This is a genomic window from Pantoea sp. EKM10T, assembly GCF_011800685.1.
GTDB classification, from domain to species: Bacteria; Pseudomonadota; Gammaproteobacteria; order Enterobacterales; family Enterobacteriaceae; genus Pantoea; species Pantoea agglomerans.
The window spans coordinates 308,903-325,861 of the sequence record NZ_JAALEU010000002.1; the positions used below are offsets into that span (position 1 = coordinate 308,903).

Below are 16,959 nucleotides of genomic sequence, written 5' to 3' on the forward strand. Positions count from 1 at the left end.
AAGTCTACACCTCACCACGGTCCGGAGACAAAAAACAGGGCACAAATGATCCCAGCGCAGGGCAATAAAACAGGCTACAGTGATTCACAGATCATGATCAGGCAGCAAAAAAGGAGAATGCATGAAACAAGTTGTCTACACCGCCAGTCCCGAGAGCCAGCAGATCCACGTCTGGCAGATGAATGATGAGGGCGGGCTGACGTTGCTTCAGGTGACCGATGTCGCCGGCCAGGTTCAGCCGATGGTGGTGAGTCCAAACCGCGATTTTCTCTATGTCGGTGTGCGTCCCAATTTCCGCGTGCTGGCGTTTCGCATTGCCGCCGATGGCACGCTGACCGAAGCGGGTCAGGCACCGTTGCCCGGCAGTCCGACTCACATTTCCACCGATCGCCAGGGCAGGTTCCTGTTCTGCGGCTCCTACAATGATGCCTGCGTCAGCGTCAGTCCGATTGGCGATGACGGCATTCCACAGGCCCCGTTGCAGGTGATCAGCGGACTGGATGGCTGTCACTCGGCCAACATCGATAATGACAACAAGACGCTCTACGTGCCGGCTCTGAAGCAGGACCGTATCTGTTTATTTAAGCTGGGCGAAGATGGTCAGCTGACGCCGCGTAAACAGACGCAGGTCACGACGGTAGAAGGCGCTGGCCCGCGTCATATGCAGTTCCATCCGGGCGGCCAGTACGCTTACTGCGTGAACGAGCTCGACAGCACGGTTGAGGTGTGGGCATTAAATACGGGCGAAGGCGAAGCAGAAAGCGTTCAGACGCTGGATATGATGCCGCCTGACTTCAGCGGTACGCGCTGGGCTGCCGATATTCATCTGACGCCGGATGGCCGTTTCCTCTATGCCTGCGATCGCACCAGCAGCACGCTGGCAGTCTTCAGCGTCAGCGACCTGGGCGATGAGCTGACCCTGGAAGGGTTCCAGCCGACGGAAACGCAGCCGCGCGGATTTAATATCGATCACAGCGGACGCTATCTGGTGGCGGCGGGACAGAAATCTCATCACATCGAAGTTTATGCGATTACCGAACCGAAAGGGCTGCTAAAGCCGCTGGGACGTTATGCGGTGGGGCAGGGCCCGATGTGGGTTGTGATTCATCAGTTACAGGCGTAACCCGCTACGAAAAACGCCTCTCCTGTCAGGGAGAGGTATGAGATAGTTGACGAAGTCTGCCGCAGCCCAGCTGTGAGATCGAGCAGACACAGGGAACGGCGTCAGATCGGAAAGACGCAAAAACCGCCATCCATGGCACGCTCTGCCCCCGCGATTACGCACCTCATCCCTGAGGTGCGCCCGTAGCCGGGCCAACGCTTTGCGTTGTTCAAAAACGCTCCCGGCGTTTTTGTCCCTGGGCGTGGGACGCTTTCCTCTTCTGACGCCGTTCCCTGCGTTTTGAGCTAATACGTTGCTGCCAGGTCACCCAGCCTTGGGTTTGCCAGTAGTCTGGCGTGCTGAATTACTGATAATTCACGGTCAGCGAGACGCTCGCCAGTGCGTGGAAATGCACATTAAAGCCGACCATTGCGCCACTGGCGCCTTCATCTACTTCAATCGTCTCCACATCCAGCGCATGCACGGTGAAAATGTAGCGATGGGTTTCGCCCTGTGGCGGCGCCGCGCCACCGTAGCCCGCCTGACCGAAATCGGTACGGGTCTGGATTGCGCCTGCTGGCAGTGATGCTTTGCCGGAACCGGCACCCTGCGGCAGTGACGTCGTGCTGGCCGGAATATTCGCCACCACCCAGTGCCACCAGCCGGAACCGGTTGGGGCATCAGGATCGTAGCAGGTCACCACAAAACTTTTGGTGCCTTCCGGCGCCGCTTCCCAGGCAAGGTGGGGAGAGATATTCTCGCCCTGATAACCCATGCCGTTGAAAACATGCTTTTCAGGCATCTTCTCGCCGTCATTAAAATCCTGACTAAAAACGCGCATCACATCTCCTTAATTGTCGATGAATAGCCTGTCATCATAACCAAAAGTGCCGTCAGTGCCAGCGGTCAGCCCGCTTCAGGCGGCAAAATGTTGAGAATGCTCCAGCGCGCCGCCAATCGCCTGCACCAGCCTGCTCAGCGCCTGCGGCGTGATGATGTAGGGTGGCATCAGGTAGATCAGCCGGCCAAAAGGCCGGATCCAGACGCCCTGTTCAACAAAGAACTGCTGCAGCGCCGCCATATTAACCGTCTGATGGGTTTCCACTACGCCAATCGCGCCCAGCACGCGCACATCGGCCACCTGCGGTGAACTGCGCAGCGGCAGCAGCTCAGCCCGTAACTGCTGTTCGATCGCCGCCACCTGGCGCTGCCAGTGACCTTCCGCCAGCATGGTCAGGCTCTCTGCCGCGACCGCGCAGGCCAGCGGATTGCCCATAAAGGTCGGGCCATGCATAAAGCAGCCCGCCGCGCTGCGGCTGATGGTGTCCGCGACCTCGCGGCTGGTCAGGGTCGCCGCCAGCGTCATCATGCCACCGGTCAGCGCTTTGCCGACGCAGAGAATATCCGGGGTAATGCCCGCATGCTCGCAGGCAAAGAGTTTGCCGGTACGGCCAAACCCGGTGGCGATCTCATCCGCAATCAACAGCACGCCATAGCGATCACAGGCTTCCCGTACCTGCTGCAGATAGCGCGGATGGTAGAAACGCATGCCGCCCGCACCCTGCACAATCGGCTCCAGAATGACGGCTGCCAGTTGCCGGTGATGCTGTTCTATCAGCCTGGCAAAATCATCGAAATCAGGCTGGTGCCATTCATTATCAAAGCCGCAGGCCGGGGCCGCCGCAAAGTGATGCTCGGGCAGATAGCCGCGCCACAGGCTGTGCATCGAGTTCTCGGGGTCGCACACCGACATCGCTGCAAAGGTATCGCCGTGATAGCCGCGTTTCAGCGTCAGGAACTGCTGACGCGTCTCGCCACGCCCCAGCCAGTACTGCAGCGCCATCTTCATCGACACTTCCACCGCCACCGAGCCTGAATCGGCCAGGAAGACGCACTCCAGCGCCTCAGGCGTCATCGCCACCAGCTGACGGCAGAGCGCCACCGCCGCCGGATGGGTAATGCCGCCAAACATCACGTGCGACATCTGGGTGACCTGCTCTGTCAGCGCCCGGTTCAGGCGCGGATGGTTGTAACCGTGGATCGCCGCCCACCACGAGGACATCCCATCCACCAGCTCACGGCCATCGGCCAGTTGCAGCTGAAAACCCTGTGCGGCGACCACCGGGTAGCAGGGCAGCGGATCCTGCATCGAGGTGTAGGGATGCCAGATATGCTGGCGGTCAAAGCGGGCATCGTCTGAGGAGAAAACGGGGATAGTCATCGGAGTTGTAAACCAAAATAAAAAAATATAGTTTACAAGTATAACCCTGCTTTTCGTCGGGATGACACCCTTTTTGGAGTAAGTAATGGCTCAACGCTGGACAATTGCACAGGCGCAAGCGCTGTTTGATCAACCCTTTCTTGAACTGATGTTTAACGCGCAGCAGGTGCATCGGCAGCACTTCGATCCGCGCCAGGTGCAGGTCAGTACCCTGCTGTCGATTAAAACCGGTGCCTGTCCGGAAGATTGTAAATACTGCCCGCAGAGTGCGCGCTACAAGACCGGCCTGGAGTCGGAGCGGCTGATGGAAGTGGAAGAGGTGCTGACCTCAGCGCGTCAGGCCAAAGCCGCCGGTTCAACCCGCTTCTGCATGGGTGCCGCGTGGAAAAATCCGCACGAGCGCGATATGCCCTATCTGGAGAAGATGGTGGAAGGCGTGAAGGCGATGGGAATGGAAACCTGCATGACGCTGGGCACGCTCAGCGAGCACCAGGCGCAGCGACTGGCGGGCGCGGGTCTCGATTTCTACAACCATAACCTCGACACCTCACCGGAATTCTACGGCTCCATCATCACCACCCGCAGCTATCAGGAACGTCTGGATACGCTGGGCAAAGTGCGCGACGCCGGCATTAAGGTCTGTTCGGGTGGCATTGTCGGCCTGGGCGAAACCGTTAACGACCGCGCCGGTCTGCTGGTGCAGTTAGCCAACCTGCCAACGCCGCCGGAGAGTGTACCGATCAATATGCTGGTGAAGGTCAAAGGCACGCCGTTGGCGGATAACGATGATGTGGAACCGTTCGATTTTATCCGCACCATCGCGGTGGCGCGCATCATGATGCCGACCTCGCATGTGCGCCTCTCAGCGGGCCGTGAGCAGATGAGCGAGCAGACCCAGGCGATGTGCTTTATGGCCGGGGCGAACTCGATTTTCTACGGCTGCAAACTGCTGACCACGCCGAATCCGGAAGAGGACAAAGACCGCGTGCTGTTCCGCAAACTGGGTCTTAACCCGGAGCATACTCACACTCAGCACGGCGATCAGCAGCAGGAGCAGCAACTCAGCGAGCAGCTATTCCATGCCGACACTGAACAGTTCTACAACGCGGCGCTGTAATGGGCTGGCAGCAACGTATCCGTCAGGCGCTGACGCAGCGCCGGGCGGCCGATGGCTGGCGGCAGCGACGGGTGATCGATCAGCAATCGACCCGCACGCTGCACAGCGGCGGCCGCAGCTATCTCCACTTTTCCAGCAATGATTATCTCGGCTTAACCCAGCATCCGGCGGTGATTGCGGGCTGGCAACAGGGCGCGGCGCAGGCGGGCGCAGGTGCGGGTGCCTCGGGGCATGTCACCGGTTATCACCGTCAGCACGCCGATCTTGAGGCGCAGCTGGCCGACTGGCTCGGCTACGACCGTGCGCTGCTGTTTATCTCTGGCTTTGCGGCCAATCAGGCGGTCATTCATCTGCTGGGCGAGAAAAACGATCGCATCCTGGCCGATAAACTCAGCCACGCCTCGCTGCTCGACGCCGCCAGCCATAGTCCGGCACAGCTACGACGTTTCCATCACAACGCGCCGGAGAGTCTGGCAGCCCGGCTCGCCTCTCCCTGCGAGGGCGAAACGCTGGTGGTGACGGAAGGTATTTTCAGCATGGATGGCGACAGTGCGCCGCTGGCCGCCCTGGCGCAACAGACGCGCCAGGCAGAGGGCTGGCTGCTGGTGGATGATGCGCACGGCATCGGCGTGGTGGGTGAGCAGGGGCGCGGCAGCTGCTGGCAGCAGGGCGTTAAACCGGAACTACTGGTGGTCACCTTTGGCAAAGCCTTTGGCGTCAGCGGTGCCGCGCTGCTGTGCGACGCAGCCACCGCCGACTATTTTCTGCAGTTCAGCCGACATCTGATCTACTCCACCGCGATGCCCGCGGCGCAGGCGAGCGCGCTGCAGGCGTCGCTGCGTGAAGTTCAGCAGGGCGATGCCCTGCGGCAGCAACTGCAACAGAACATCGGGCATTTCCGTCGCGGTGCGGTCTCGCTGCCGTGGCAACTGATGGACTCCGGCAGCGCGATTCAGCCGCTGCTGGTGGGCGAAAATGGTGATGCGATGGCGCTCTCCCAGCGGCTGGCTGAGGCGGGCTGCTGGGTCAGCGCAATCCGGCCACCGACCGTGCCGCCGGGGACGGCCCGGCTGCGCATCACCCTGACCGCGGCTCATCATCCTGAGGATATTGACCGGTTACTGGAGGCGCTGCATGACGCTGCGGGTTGACAAGCAGGCGGTGGCACGCGCCTTTGGCCGGGCGGCCAGCCATTACGATGCCCATGCGGCGCTGCAACGCCTCAGCGGCGATGCCCTGCTGGCACTGGCGCCCGCACAGAGTGGTCTGCAACTGCTGGATGCCGGTTGTGGCACCGGCTGGTACAGCAGGCTGTGGCGCGAACGTGGCAAACAGGTAACGGCTCTGGATCTCTCTCCGCAGATGCTGCAACAGGCGCGGGACAATGACGCGGCGCAGCACTATCTGGCCGGTGATATCGACGCGCTGCCGCTGGCGGATAACACGATTGACCTGGTGTGGAGCAACCTGGCGGTGCAGTGGAGCGAGGATCTGCCCGGCGCGGTGAGCCAGTTCCGGCGGGTGCTGCGGCCCGATGGCACGCTGCTGTTTTCCACTCTGGGCGACGGGTCTCTGCAGGAGGTTCATGAAGCCTGGTCCCATCTGGATGCGCTGCCTCACGCCAATCGCTTTCTCAGCGAGCCGCAGATTGCGGCGGCCTGCCACGCAGAGCACCTGCGCTGTACCTCAGAGGTGGTGACCCTGCATTTCCCCGATGCGCTCAGCGCCATGCGCTCCCTGAAGGGGGTTGGCGCGACCCATCTGCATCAGGGGCGTGACGGGCAGGTATTAACCCGACAACGGCTCAACCAGTTAGAGGCGCACTGGCCGCGCGATCGGCACGGCTATCGCCTGAGTTACCATTTAATCTATGGAGTAAGTGCATCATGAAACGCCTGTTTATCACTGGCACCGACACCGAGGTCGGTAAAACCGTGGCCAGCGGCGGGCTGCTACAGGCGGCAGCCGCAGCGGGCTATCGCTGTGCGGGCTATAAGCCGGTTGCCTCAGGCTGTGAGATGACGCCAGAGGGCATCCGTAACAGCGATGCGCTGGCGCTGCAGCGCTACAGCAGCGTGCCGTTAACCTATCAGCAGGTCAATCCACTGGCGTTTCTTGAGCCGACATCGCCGCACATCGTTAGCGCCGAAGAGGGCAGGCCGATTACCCATCTGGCGCTGTCGGCGGGTCTGGCGGCGCTGCAACCGCTGGCTGACTGGATTCTGGTAGAGGGCGCGGGCGGCTGGTACACCCCATTGTCGGAGACGCACACTTATGCGGACTGGGTGGTCAGCGAAAAGCTGCCCGTGATTCTGGTGGTGGGGATTAAGCTCGGCTGCATCAATCACGCCATGCTCACCGCTGACGCGGTGCGGGCAAGCGGCCTGCCGCTGGTGGGCTGGATCGCCAACACCGTCGAACCCCCGGGTAAACGCTATCAGGAGTATCTCACCAGCCTGAAAAACAGGTTACCTGCGCCCTGTCTGGGCACCATCCCGTTTCTCACCGATGCGGCGCAGCAGGCGTCCTGTGGTCACTACCTGACGCTGCCGGAGTAACCGCGTGGCCTGGCTATTTTATTTGTCGTGCTGAATCCGGGCAATGCTCTCCATCCTTGCGCGCTGTGTACACGCTCCGGTGGTTCCGCGCGCTCCGTCTTCAGCCTGCCTGCAACACTTACGCCCGGTGGGGCAGGCGCTGAATGTCAGGCCACCGTCAGCCATTTATCGACGGTGTGGTCATCAAGCTGTTCCATGCTGCCCTGCGCCACATTGCGGCCGCGGTGCAGCAGCAGGAAATAGTCCGCCACGCGACGGATCAGCGACAGGCGCTGCTCCAGCAGCAGGATGGTCAGCCCGTAGTCGAGGTTAAGCCGACGGATCAGATTGCCCATCTCCTCTTCCAGCCACGGCGACATCCCGTCGGTCGGCTCATCCAGAATCAGCAGTTTGGGCTGCAGCACCAGCGCGCGCGCCAGGGCCAGCTGTTGCTGCTGATCGATCGGCAGATCGCCGCTGCGCTGCTGGCGCAGAGAGTAGAGCGCCGGGAAGAGGTCGAACACCATTTCGGGAATGGCGCGATGGCGGTCGCGCTGGCTGGCACCCGCCAGCAGGGCAATCAGCAGATTATCTTCCACGCTCATCTGGGTAAAAATATGGCGGCCCTGCGGCACATAGCCAATCCCCATCTGCGCCCGCTGTTCAGCCGGTTGCAGCAGCAGATCTTCCGGCGGCGAGCCATCCTCTTTCCAGGAGATAGAGCCGCTGTTAATCGGCAATCTGCCCATGATGCAGTTCACCAGCGTGGTTTTACCCATGCCAGGACGGCCCAGAATGCCGGTGCAGGTGCCAGGCGACAGATCCAGGTCCACATCCCACAGAATATGGTTTTGACCGTAAAATTGATTTACCGAACGTAAACTCAGCATCTGACACTCTCCTTCCCGATCGTTAGCCTGATTGCTTCCGCGCTCTGTCGTCTGGCAAACAAGTCATCAGCAATGGCAGCCTCGCCATTGCAGCACAGTGCGCGTTCCGCGCGGTGACGCCACTGAACTCCTGCAATTCCCAGGCCAGATCTAAAAACGGCCCTGTTTCCTGCCGGAGCGCCGCGTGTCAGGGAAGAAAGGTGAGAAAAACTTATCAATTCCCCACGGTGACCACGCATCTGCACTTTTGCAGTGCCCTGGAGCGCTGTTTCTGGTGCAGACGTACTGTAACGTGGCAGGAAGTCCGATTAAGAATCTTAGTATGAGGCGTGCAAATTTGCGTACGACACCCGGTGACAGATTAAAATTGCAGAATAATCCGTCAGCAGGCGACGCGAAATTTAACGCAAAAAAAATTATTTTCACGGTAGTGAGAAGGCAGGGAAAAATTATACACAGCAGATGGCGTCGGGGCTGCCATCACTTATCCACCATTCCTGTGGATAACCTTGTGCATTAGGTAATGAAAACCAGTTGGAAGCGAGGAAATACGCGGCCTGGTAACATAATGACGAGAATCTGGCCTCATAGCCTTATGTCAGTAAAATCAGTTGCTTATCAAAAAACAAGCCTGAGAATTATCTGTCAGGTAACCGTACTGTAATTTTGTGACACTCTATTGACAAATGTTAAATCAGATCCCTTCCTGGGGATAACATTGCGCAACATGCTGAGCGATAACGCTGCCAGCCTGCAGGGACATCAGGTGCCATCCTGCTGGCGTTAACATTGCACCAATACTGTTTTTATATCCAGTATTATTTTCTGGCAAAATCACCATAGCAGAGTAAAATAAGTGCCTGCCCGCCGACTTCTCCAGCAGGAACTGCATTCATGAGCAAAGCCTTTAAATTGAACTCCGCCTTTAAACCTTCGGGCGACCAGCCTGAGGCGATACGTCGCCTGGAAGAGGGGCTGGAGGATGGACTGGCCCATCAGACCTTATTAGGCGTAACCGGCTCCGGTAAAACGTTTACCGTCGCCAACGTGATTGCCGACCTCAACCGTCCGACCATGGTGCTGGCGCCCAACAAGACGCTGGCCGCCCAGCTCTATGGCGAGATGAAAGAGTTTTTCCCGGATAACGCCGTCGAGTTTTTCGTCTCTTACTACGACTACTACCAGCCTGAAGCCTATGTGCCGAGCTCCGACACCTTTATCGAAAAGGATGCGTCGGTGAACGAACATATCGAACAGATGCGTCTGTCGGCCACCAAGGCGCTGCTGGAACGGCGCGATGTCATTGTGGTGGCATCGGTTTCGGCTATCTACGGTCTGGGCGATCCCGATCTCTATCTGAAAATGATGCTGCACCTGACCCGCGGCATGATTATCGATCAGCGCAGTATTCTGCGCCGTCTGTCAGAGCTGCAGTACACCCGCAACGACCAGGCGTTCCAGCGCGGCACCTTCCGGGTGCGCGGCGAAGTGATCGATATCTTCCCGGCGGAGTCGGACGATATTGCGCTGCGCGTCGAGCTGTTTGACGAAGAGGTTGAGCGTCTGTCGCTGTTTGACCCGCTGACCGGCCAGATCGATTCGGTCGTGCCGCGCTTTACCATCTACCCCAAGACGCACTACGTCACGCCGCGTGAGCGTATTCTGCAGGCGATGGAAGATATCAAAGTCGAGCTGGCGGACCGCCGCCGGGTGCTGCTGGAGAACAATAAGCTGCTGGAAGAGCAGCGCATTACCCAGCGTACCCAGTTTGACCTGGAGATGATGAGCGAGCTGGGCTACTGCTCCGGCATCGAGAACTACTCACGCTACCTCTCCGCACGCGGACCGGGCGAAGCGCCGCCGACGCTGTTTGACTATCTGCCCGCCGATGGCCTGCTGGTGGTGGATGAGTCGCACGTGACCATTCCGCAGATTGGCGGCATGTATAAAGGCGACCGGGCGCGTAAAGAGACGCTGGTGGAGTATGGCTTCCGCCTGCCGTCGGCGCTGGATAACCGTCCGATGAAGTTTGAAGAGTTTGAGGCGCTGGCCCCGCAAACCATCTATGTTTCGGCGACGCCGGGCAAATATGAGCTGGAAAAGTCGGGCGACGAAGTGATCGATCAGGTGGTGCGTCCTACCGGTCTGCTGGATCCGATCATCGAAGTGCGTCCGGTCGGTACCCAGGTCGACGATCTGCTGTCAGAAATCCGTCAGCGCGTGGCGATCAACGAACGTGTACTGGTGACGGTGCTGACCAAACGCATGGCGGAAGATCTCACCGAATATCTGTCTGAGCATGGTGAGAAGGTGCGTTATCTGCACTCCGATATCGACACGGTAGAGCGTATGGAGATTATACGCGACTTACGTCTGGGCGAGTTTGATGTGCTGGTGGGCATTAACTTACTGCGTGAGGGGCTGGATATGCCGGAAGTGTCGCTGGTGGCGATTCTCGATGCGGATAAAGAGGGCTTCCTGCGCTCCGAACGCTCGCTGATTCAGACCATTGGCCGTGCGGCGCGTAACATCAACGGTAAGGCGATTCTCTACGGGGATAAAATCACGCCGTCGATGGCGCGTGCCATTGAAGAGACCGAGCGCCGCCGTGAGAAACAGCAGTTGCACAACGAAGAGAATGGCATCGTGCCGCAGGGCCTGAATAAGAAGATCACCGATATTCTGGAACTGGGCAAAAACGTGGTGAAAACCCGCGGCAAAGCGAAACCCGCCCGTCCTGGCGAAGCCCAGGCGCTGGCCGATTTCCAGCTGTTAACGCCGCAGGCTCTGCAAAAGAAAATCCACGAGCTGGAAGGGCAGATGCAGCAGCATGCGCAGAACCTGGAGTTTGAACAGGCGGCCAACGTGCGCGATCAGCTGCATGAACTGCGAACGCTGTTTATTGCGGCCTCGTAGCGCCGTTAAAGCCCTGAATGGCGTGTTCCAGCGCCACCCGTAACAGCTGGCGGTCGTGACGATATTGGATATCGGCGGCCTCCAGCGGTTCACGGACAATCAGCCGGTTTTCAATGCCACGGGTGTCCACTGCCGGGCTGACGACCAGCGCATCAATCACCCGCTTGCCGATATAACGCTCCATCATCTGCAGCTTGTCAGCCACTGAGAGACTGGCGGCGGCAGGACTCAGCTCGCGGCCCAGATTGCCGATAAACACCATAGTGGCAGGCGTGCGACGCAAGGCCTGCGCCATCTCTTCCATCAGCAGAATCGGCATCAGGCTGGTGTAAAAGCTGCCGGGTCCAATCAGGATCAGATCCGCTTCACCAATCGCCTGCAGCGCTTCCCGCGTTGGCTGGACGTTGGGATGCAGCATCAGCTCCTGCGGCGGCTGCTTCATCTCGTCAATTGCGGTTTCGCCATAAACCATGTTGCCTTCAACATCCATCGCCACCAGATCCACCGGCTGCTCTGACATCGGGATTAAAAAGGCGTCGACCTTAAGCAGGTTACGGATGATGTTGATCGCTTCCAGCGGACGAACGCTGAGATGATCCAGCGCCCGCAGCATCAGATTACCCAGGTTATGTCCGGCCAGTTCGCCGTTACCGGCAAAACGGTACTCAAACATCGCCGAGGCGACGCTGGGTTCTGCAATCAGCTGGTTAAGGCAGTTACGCATATCGCCCCAGGCGATGCCGCCTTCTGAGCGACGAATACGGCCGGTCGATCCGCCGTTGTCGGTGGTGGTGACGATGCCGGTGAGACGCGAGCCCAGCGGGGAAAGGGCAGACATGACGCGGCCTAAACCGTGTCCGCCTCCCAGTGCCACAACGCGATCAAGATCGGCCAGTGTGCGATTCATACTTCTCCTTAATATCCGTTCGCGTGGCGAGGCTCTAATCGCTAAGCCCGCGCGGATGACTTACGTCAAAATCTGGATCGCATTTTAACGTATCCTGTCGCGAAAATGCGGTGAAAATTCGATATGTATAAGAATATATAGCGAAAACAGTAAATGGAAGAGTGACGAAAATCACGCTACCATCATGCTTACCGCGCTGATCAACGGGTCAGCGTACACTCAAGCCTGAATGCCTACGTCTGCGGATAGGGGGTTCAGGCCGTAGCCATCGAGCTGCCAGGGTGCAGGAAGAAATGACTGCATCTCCCAATCTGGAAAGGTGTTCTGGTGTCACAATTTACTGATGCATACGCGCGTAAGTTCTATTACCTGCGCCTGTCGGTCACGGATGTCTGTAATTTCCGCTGTACCTACTGTCTTCCTGACGGCTACAAACCGCAGGGAATTCGTAACAAAAGCTTTCTCTCCCTGGATGAAATCCGCCGCGTCACGCGGGCCTTTGCCGCTGCCGGAACGGAAAAAGTGCGGCTGACCGGCGGTGAGCCGTCGCTGCGCCGTGATTTCACCGACATCATTGCGGCGGTGCGCGAAAACGCCTCCATTCGCCAGATCGCGGTAACCACCAATGGCTACCGGCTGGCGCGTGACGTGAAACAGTGGCGTGACGCGGGGTTAACCGCACTCAACGTCAGCGTCGACAGCCTGGATGCCCGTCAGTTTCACGCCATTACCGGTCAGGATAAATTCCATCAGGTCATGAGCGGTATTGATGCTGCCCTCGACGCCGGTTTTCGCCAGGTCAAAGTCAACAGCGTGCTGATGCGCGATCTCAACAGCCGTAATCTGGCTACGTTCCTCGACTGGATCCGCACCCGTCCGATTCAGCTGCGCTTTATCGAACTGATGGAGACCGGCGACGGCGGCACGCTGTTCCGCGATCAGCATGTTTCCGGCATGGTCATCCGCGATCAGCTGATCGCCCAGGGTTGGCAGCGTCGTGAGAGCGGACGCAGCGACGGCCCGGCGCAGGTCTTTTACCATCCCGATTATGTCGGCGAGATTGGTCTGATCATGCCTTATGCCAAAGATTTCTGTGCCAGCTGCAACCGTCTGCGCGTTTCGGCGCACGGTAATCTGCACCTTTGCCTGTTTGGTGACGGCGGTGTGCCGCTGCGCGATCTGCTGGCGTCAGACGACCAGCAAGCCGAACTGCAGGCGCGCATCGCCAGCAGTCTGGGGCAGAAAAAGCAGACGCACTTTCTGCATCAGGGCAACACCGGCATCACACAGAATCTCTCTTACATTGGCGGCTAATTTCAGGAGGCAGTATGGGTAAACCAGCCAGCGAATTTCAGGCAGTGCAGATTGCGGTGATGACAGTGTCAGATCGTCGCGATGCCAGTGACGATACCTCCGGCGACTATCTGCGCGAAGCCGCAGCCGAAGCGGGGCATGAGGTGGTCGATCACGCCATCGTGCCGGATAATCTCTATCGTATTCGCGCCACCGTGTCGCGCTGGATCGCCAGTGAAGATGTTCAGGTCGTGATTATTAATGGCGGAACCGGCTTTAACCTGAAAAACAGCACGCCGGAAGCGCTGCTGCCGCTTTTCGACCGCGAGATTAGTGGATTTGGCGAACTGTTCCGGATGATCTCCTATGAAGAGATTGGCGGTTCGACATTGCAGTCGCGCGCGATTGCCGGTCTGGCTAATCAGACGCTGATCCTGGCCGTGCCGGGTTCCACCAGTGCCTGCCGCACCGCCTGGGAACGCATTATCGCTGACCAGCTTGATGCGCGAACCGCGCCCTGTAATTTTGTCTCACATCTCAAAAAACGGTAAGTATGTCTCAACTCACACACATTAACGCCGCGGGCGAAGCGCACATGGTGGATGTCTCCGCCAAGGCGGAAACCGTGCGCGAAGCGCGGGCAGAAGTGCTGGTGCTGATGCAGCCGGAAACGCTGCAGATGATTATCGAAGGCAGTCACCACAAAGGGGATGTCTTTGCCACCGCGCGCATCGCCGGTATTCAGGCGGCGAAACGCACCTGGGAACTGATTCCGCTCTGTCATCCGCTGATGCTGAGCAAAGTGGAAGTGAACCTGGAGGCGGAACCGGACCACAGCCGGGTCCGCATCACCACGCTCTGTCGCCTGACCGGCAAAACCGGCGTGGAGATGGAAGCGCTGACGGCCGCATCGGTTGCCGCGCTGACTATCTACGACATGTGCAAAGCGGTACAGAAAGATATCGTTATCGATCAGCTGCGGTTAATCAGCAAGAGCGGTGGCAAAAGCGGCGATTTCCAGGCGGTCGCGCATGATTAAGGTGCTGTTTTTCGCCCAGGTCCGTGAGCTGACCGGCACCTCATCGCTTGAGGTCGGTGCTGATTATCCGGATGTGGCCGCGCTGCGCAGTGCGCTGGCAGAACGCGATGACCGCTGGGCGCTGGCGCTCGAGTCGGGCAAGCTGCTGGCGGCGGTGAATCAGACGCTGGTGCCGATGAGTCATCCGCTGCACGCCGGTGATGAAGTGGCCTTTTTCCCGCCCGTGACCGGAGGCTAAGATGGAAACGCAGATTCGCGTCGGCCCCGCGCCCTTTGATATGGCGGAAGCCTATCGCTGGCTGGCGGCCTGTGATGAAGATGGTGCGGTCGTGACCTTTACCGGCAAAGTCCGTAACCACAATCTGGGCAACGACGTCGCGGCACTGACGCTGGAGCACTATCCCGGCATGACCGAAAAAGCGCTGCAGGAGATTGTTGATGCGGCGCGCGAACGCTGGCCGCTGCAGCGCGTCACGGTGATCCATCGCATGGGCGAACTGTTTCCCGGCGATGAAATCGTGCTGGTGGGCGTGACCAGCGCCCATCGCGGCAGCGCCTTTTCCGCTGCAGAGTTCATCATGGATTACCTGAAAACCCGCGCGCCGTTCTGGAAGCGAGAAGCGACAGAGCAGGGCGATCGCTGGGTGGATGCCCGCGACAGCGACCACCAGGCGGCTCAGCGCTGGGACTAAGCTGTATTAACGGCTTAGCGGGCAGAAGTGTCTGCGCCCGCTGAGCCGTTAACCGCAGACACGCCGCTGCCCGCATCACCAGGCATCACGACGCTCAGCGCGGGATTAAGGCTGCTTTAGCTGCTCAGCCGGACCAAAACCGGTCTGACCGTGGCTGTGTTCGCCGCCGCCGGGGGTGCGCTTCAGCTGAATGACCTGGCCCTGTTGCCAGGCATTGGCACCTGCTGCGGCAGGATGCGCCACGATATCCGCACGCTGGGCGCGGATCTTTTTGCTGTCGACGTCAAAACGACGATCGCGGTCCGCCAGCAGTCGCGAGTCCATCTGACCATCCTCCGTAAAGCCCATCATCAGCGCCGGAATGCCGATCGGCAGCGTTTTGTCGCGATCGGTGTGCCAGGTGTGCCAGGTTTTCCCGTAGGTGTTCACAATGCGCTTCATCAGGGCGTGGTCGGCGGCTTCCGGTAAGCCTGGTGCAATCAGGGTGCCCGATTTCACCTCATACTGATGGCTGTGCCAGAGCTTCTTCTCTTCGGGCGGCAGGGTGTTAAACAGCCGTTCGCTGATAATGTACTCCACGCCCATCAGCCGTGCATCGCGCGTGTTGCCGTCGTAAATCACCGCCTGCATCACATCGTCGTTCAGCACGGTGACATAGTGGTGCGCCTCCATCTGACCGTTCTTATCGCCGCTATAAAAATGGAATCCGTCAAGATAGGTGTTGATGGCGTCGATGGGCGGACGTGACTGCATCACGCTGGCGCCGGTCTCCAGCACCTTAAGCGAGGAGGAGGTGGGGGCGCCCGGTGATTTTACCTGGGCAGGCGTATTATTGGCGCCGCAGCCGGTTAAGAACAGGCTGAACGCCGCAACAGGCCAGAGTTTAAACATCGTAAGTTCCTTTAACGGTAAAAAAGATAACCTTAGTTCAGTTCTCGCCTGCCTGTGAAACTCTGGCGATGGTAGAGTAGAGCTTTGGTTCATTCTGAGGACAGGCATGTCATCCACCCCGATTCTGCAACGTCTGACACTGGTCGCCGCACTGGTGCTGGCAGGTTGTAGCAGCAAGAAAACCCCTGAGGCGCCGGTGCGGCAGCCTGAAGATGTCAAAGCGCAGATCCAGCGGCTGTTGCCCTCGCACGTCAGCAATAAAGCGGCATGGAGCGACGATATCTACACCACCTTCCGCACTCAGCAGATCGATCCCAGCGCCAGCAACCTCTGCGCGGTGATCGCCGTGGCGGATCAGGAGAGCAACTTCAGCGCCGAGGCCGCCGTGCCGGGTCTGCCAAAAATCGCCTGGGGCGAGATCAACCGCCGTGCGGCGCAGGTGCACGTCCCGGCATTCCTGGTGCGTACCGCGCTGCAGATCAAATCGCCCACCGGTGAAAGCTACGCCGCCCGGCTGGACAAAGTGCGCAGTGAGAAAGAGCTGAGCGCTATTTTCGATGACCTGATCGATATGGTGCCGATGGGCCAGACGCTGTTTGGTAATCTCAATCCAATCCACACCGGCGGGCCGATGCAGGTCAGCATTGCGTTTGCCGAAGCGCATGCCAAAGGCTACCCGTGGCCGATCGATGGCACCATCCGGCGTGAAGTCTTTACCCGTCATGGCGGGATCTACTTCGGGACGATGCACCTGCTCGGCTATCCGGCTGACTACAGCCAGCCGCTCTACCGCTTTGCCGACTACAATGCGGGCTGGTATGCCAGCCGCAATGCGGCCTTCCAGGCGGCGGTGTCGCGCGCCACCGGCATGAAGCTGGCGCTGGATGGCGATCTGATTCTTTATGGATCGGATGCGGCGGGCGGCACCGAACTGGCGGTGCGCACGCTGTCGAAGCAGATCGATATGAGCAACAGCGACATTCGCCGCGATCTGGAGAAAGGGGAGAAAGCGTCGTTCAGCGACAGCGAACTCTGGAAACAGGTCTTTACCCTGGCGGATAAAATGGCGGGTCGAAAATTACCGCGTGAAATGCTGCCGGGCATCAAGCTGGAAAGCCCGAAAATTACCCGTAATCTCACCACGGCGTGGTTTGCGCAGCGTGTCGACAGCCGTTATCAGCAGTGCCTGTCGCGACGTTAAGCGGCATGTTGTGGCGCAGTTGAGCTGAGCTGTGCCACACTTAGAGCCAGTTCCGGGCGACTTTTATTGTTATTCTGGCCCTGAACTGTGCGCATCCTCATAAGGCCGTATGGGCCCGTGGCGGTTGTGTCGCGCTGTCGCTGGCCCAACGGG

General features: G+C 59.2%; 17 protein-coding genes and 1 riboswitch. Of the genes, 12 read left to right on the forward strand and 5 right to left on the reverse strand.

The window, feature by feature from the left end; translation table 11 throughout:
* Nucleotides 1–121 precede the first annotated feature (121 nt).
* Nucleotides 122–1,123: a 6-phosphogluconolactonase gene (gene pgl, locus HFD95_RS05035; RefSeq protein WP_010260201.1), complete on the forward strand. Its 1,002-nt coding sequence runs from the start codon at nt 122–124 to the stop codon at nt 1,121–1,123.
* Between the two features lie 343 nt (nt 1,124–1,466).
* Here pgl and HFD95_RS05040 read toward each other — a convergent pair whose 3' ends face one another.
* Together HFD95_RS05040 and bioA are read right to left on the reverse strand one after the other, a co-directional pair.
* A complete protein-coding gene (locus HFD95_RS05040) occupies nt 1,467–1,943 on the reverse strand; it encodes a kinase inhibitor (RefSeq protein ID WP_167429910.1) in 477 nt (158 codons plus the stop codon).
* A gap of 75 nt (nt 1,944–2,018) precedes the next feature.
* Nucleotides 2,019–3,323 carry an adenosylmethionine--8-amino-7-oxononanoate transaminase gene (gene bioA, locus HFD95_RS05045; RefSeq protein WP_167429911.1) on the reverse strand — a complete coding sequence of 435 codons (1,305 nt, stop codon included), beginning with the start codon at nt 3,321–3,323 and terminating at the stop codon, nt 2,019–2,021.
* An 85-nt stretch (nt 3,324–3,408) separates the two neighbouring features.
* Between bioA and bioB the strand changes: the two genes are divergently transcribed.
* Genes bioB through bioD form a run of 4 tightly spaced genes read left to right on the forward strand, consistent with a single transcriptional unit; the run spans nt 3,409 to nt 6,998 of the window.
* On the forward strand, nt 3,409–4,440 hold the full coding sequence (gene bioB / locus HFD95_RS05050; RefSeq protein ID WP_122459028.1) for a biotin synthase BioB: 1,032 nt from the start codon (nt 3,409–3,411) through the stop codon (nt 4,438–4,440).
* On the forward strand, nt 4,440–5,591 hold the full coding sequence (gene bioF / locus HFD95_RS05055) for an 8-amino-7-oxononanoate synthase (RefSeq protein WP_010669671.1): 1,152 nt from the start codon (nt 4,440–4,442) through the stop codon (nt 5,589–5,591). The genes bioB and bioF overlap by 1 nt, the downstream gene beginning before the upstream one ends.
* On the forward strand, nt 5,575–6,330 hold the full coding sequence (gene bioC, locus HFD95_RS05060; RefSeq protein ID WP_010669672.1) for a malonyl-ACP O-methyltransferase BioC: 756 nt from the start codon (nt 5,575–5,577) through the stop codon (nt 6,328–6,330). Before bioF ends, bioC begins: the two co-directional genes overlap by 17 nt.
* The gene (gene bioD, locus HFD95_RS05065) at nt 6,327–6,998 is read left to right on the forward strand and encodes a dethiobiotin synthase (protein ID WP_010260220.1); all 672 of its coding nucleotides are present in this window, start codon (nt 6,327–6,329) and stop codon (nt 6,996–6,998) included. The genes bioC and bioD overlap by 4 nt, the downstream gene beginning before the upstream one ends.
* A gap of 146 nt (nt 6,999–7,144) precedes the next feature.
* On the opposite strand, the gene HFD95_RS05070 is transcribed toward bioD, so the two are convergent.
* Entirely contained in the window at nt 7,145–7,867 is a 723-nt protein-coding gene (locus HFD95_RS05070; protein ID WP_010260222.1) for an ABC transporter ATP-binding protein, read from the reverse strand.
* 894 nt (nt 7,868–8,761) lie between these two features.
* Between HFD95_RS05070 and uvrB the strand changes: the two genes are divergently transcribed.
* A complete protein-coding gene (gene uvrB / locus HFD95_RS05075; RefSeq protein WP_010260230.1) occupies nt 8,762–10,783 on the forward strand; it encodes an excinuclease ABC subunit UvrB in 2,022 nt (673 codons plus the stop codon).
* On the opposite strand, the gene yvcK is transcribed toward uvrB, so the two are convergent.
* Complete coding sequence (gene yvcK, locus HFD95_RS05080; RefSeq protein WP_010669674.1) at nt 10,767–11,690, reverse strand: uridine diphosphate-N-acetylglucosamine-binding protein YvcK; 924 nt, start codon at nt 11,688–11,690, stop codon at nt 10,767–10,769. The two genes, uvrB and yvcK, sit on opposite strands and share 17 nt — an antisense overlap.
* 204 nt (nt 11,691–11,894) lie before the next feature.
* A riboswitch (molybdenum cofactor riboswitch) is annotated at nt 11,895–12,028 on the forward strand.
* On the opposite strand from yvcK, the gene moaA reads away from it, so the two are divergent.
* The 5 genes from moaA (at nt 12,018) to moaE (ending at nt 14,714) form a co-directional block, all read left to right on the forward strand.
* The gene (gene moaA, locus HFD95_RS05085; protein ID WP_022626014.1) at nt 12,018–13,004 is read left to right on the forward strand and encodes a GTP 3',8-cyclase MoaA; all 987 of its coding nucleotides are present in this window, start codon (nt 12,018–12,020) and stop codon (nt 13,002–13,004) included. (Overlaps the previous riboswitch by 11 nt.)
* 14 nt (nt 13,005–13,018) lie before the next feature.
* Nucleotides 13,019–13,534, forward strand: a complete 516-nt coding sequence (gene moaB, locus HFD95_RS05090) for a molybdenum cofactor biosynthesis protein B (RefSeq protein ID WP_167429912.1) — start codon at nt 13,019–13,021, stop codon at nt 13,532–13,534.
* A gap of 2 nt (nt 13,535–13,536) precedes the next feature.
* Nucleotides 13,537–14,022, forward strand: coding sequence for a cyclic pyranopterin monophosphate synthase MoaC (gene moaC, locus HFD95_RS05095; protein ID WP_010260240.1), 486 nt, complete (start codon nt 13,537–13,539; stop codon nt 14,020–14,022).
* A complete protein-coding gene (gene moaD, locus HFD95_RS05100) occupies nt 14,015–14,260 on the forward strand; it encodes a molybdopterin synthase sulfur carrier subunit (RefSeq protein ID WP_022626012.1) in 246 nt (81 codons plus the stop codon). The genes moaC and moaD overlap by 8 nt, the downstream gene beginning before the upstream one ends.
* A 1-nt stretch (nt 14,261) precedes the next feature.
* The gene (gene moaE, locus HFD95_RS05105) at nt 14,262–14,714 is read left to right on the forward strand and encodes a molybdopterin synthase catalytic subunit MoaE (protein ID WP_167429913.1); all 453 of its coding nucleotides are present in this window, start codon (nt 14,262–14,264) and stop codon (nt 14,712–14,714) included.
* A 105-nt stretch (nt 14,715–14,819) separates the two neighbouring features.
* Here moaE and HFD95_RS05110 read toward each other — a convergent pair whose 3' ends face one another.
* Entirely contained in the window at nt 14,820–15,605 is a 786-nt protein-coding gene (locus HFD95_RS05110; RefSeq protein ID WP_167429914.1) for an OBAP family protein, read from the reverse strand.
* 106 nt (nt 15,606–15,711) lie between these two features.
* Between HFD95_RS05110 and HFD95_RS05115 the strand changes: the two genes are divergently transcribed.
* Nucleotides 15,712–16,806 carry a DUF1615 domain-containing protein gene (locus HFD95_RS05115; protein WP_010669679.1) on the forward strand — a complete coding sequence of 365 codons (1,095 nt, stop codon included), beginning with the start codon at nt 15,712–15,714 and terminating at the stop codon, nt 16,804–16,806.
* The last annotated feature ends 153 nt before the right edge of the window (nt 16,807–16,959 follow it).

Bases quoted from the DNA above. Each gene is read 5' to 3' on its own strand.
- yvcK (WP_010669674.1), bottom strand. From the start codon at position 11,690: ATGAATCGCACACTGGCCGATCTTGATCGCGTTGTGGCACTGGGAGGC.
- bioB (WP_122459028.1), top strand. From the start codon at position 3,409: ATGGCTCAACGCTGGACAATTGCACAGGCGCAAGCGCTGTTTGATCAA.
- bioF (WP_010669671.1), top strand. From the start codon at position 4,440: ATGGGCTGGCAGCAACGTATCCGTCAGGCGCTGACGCAGCGCCGGGCG.
- HFD95_RS05115 (WP_010669679.1), top strand. From the start codon at position 15,712: ATGTCATCCACCCCGATTCTGCAACGTCTGACACTGGTCGCCGCACTG.
- moaD (WP_022626012.1), top strand. From the start codon at position 14,015: ATGATTAAGGTGCTGTTTTTCGCCCAGGTCCGTGAGCTGACCGGCACC.
- pgl (WP_010260201.1), top strand. From the start codon at position 122: ATGAAACAAGTTGTCTACACCGCCAGTCCCGAGAGCCAGCAGATCCAC.
- bioC (WP_010669672.1), top strand. From the start codon at position 5,575: ATGACGCTGCGGGTTGACAAGCAGGCGGTGGCACGCGCCTTTGGCCGG.
- moaB (WP_167429912.1), top strand. From the start codon at position 13,019: ATGGGTAAACCAGCCAGCGAATTTCAGGCAGTGCAGATTGCGGTGATG.
- bioA (WP_167429911.1), bottom strand. From the start codon at position 3,323: ATGACTATCCCCGTTTTCTCCTCAGACGATGCCCGCTTTGACCGCCAG.
- HFD95_RS05070 (WP_010260222.1), bottom strand. From the start codon at position 7,867: ATGCTGAGTTTACGTTCGGTAAATCAATTTTACGGTCAAAACCATATT.
- bioD (WP_010260220.1), top strand. From the start codon at position 6,327: ATGAAACGCCTGTTTATCACTGGCACCGACACCGAGGTCGGTAAAACC.
- moaE (WP_167429913.1), top strand. From the start codon at position 14,262: ATGGAAACGCAGATTCGCGTCGGCCCCGCGCCCTTTGATATGGCGGAA.
- moaC (WP_010260240.1), top strand. From the start codon at position 13,537: ATGTCTCAACTCACACACATTAACGCCGCGGGCGAAGCGCACATGGTG.
- uvrB (WP_010260230.1), top strand. From the start codon at position 8,762: ATGAGCAAAGCCTTTAAATTGAACTCCGCCTTTAAACCTTCGGGCGAC.
- HFD95_RS05110 (WP_167429914.1), bottom strand. From the start codon at position 15,605: ATGTTTAAACTCTGGCCTGTTGCGGCGTTCAGCCTGTTCTTAACCGGC.
- HFD95_RS05040 (WP_167429910.1), bottom strand. From the start codon at position 1,943: ATGCGCGTTTTTAGTCAGGATTTTAATGACGGCGAGAAGATGCCTGAA.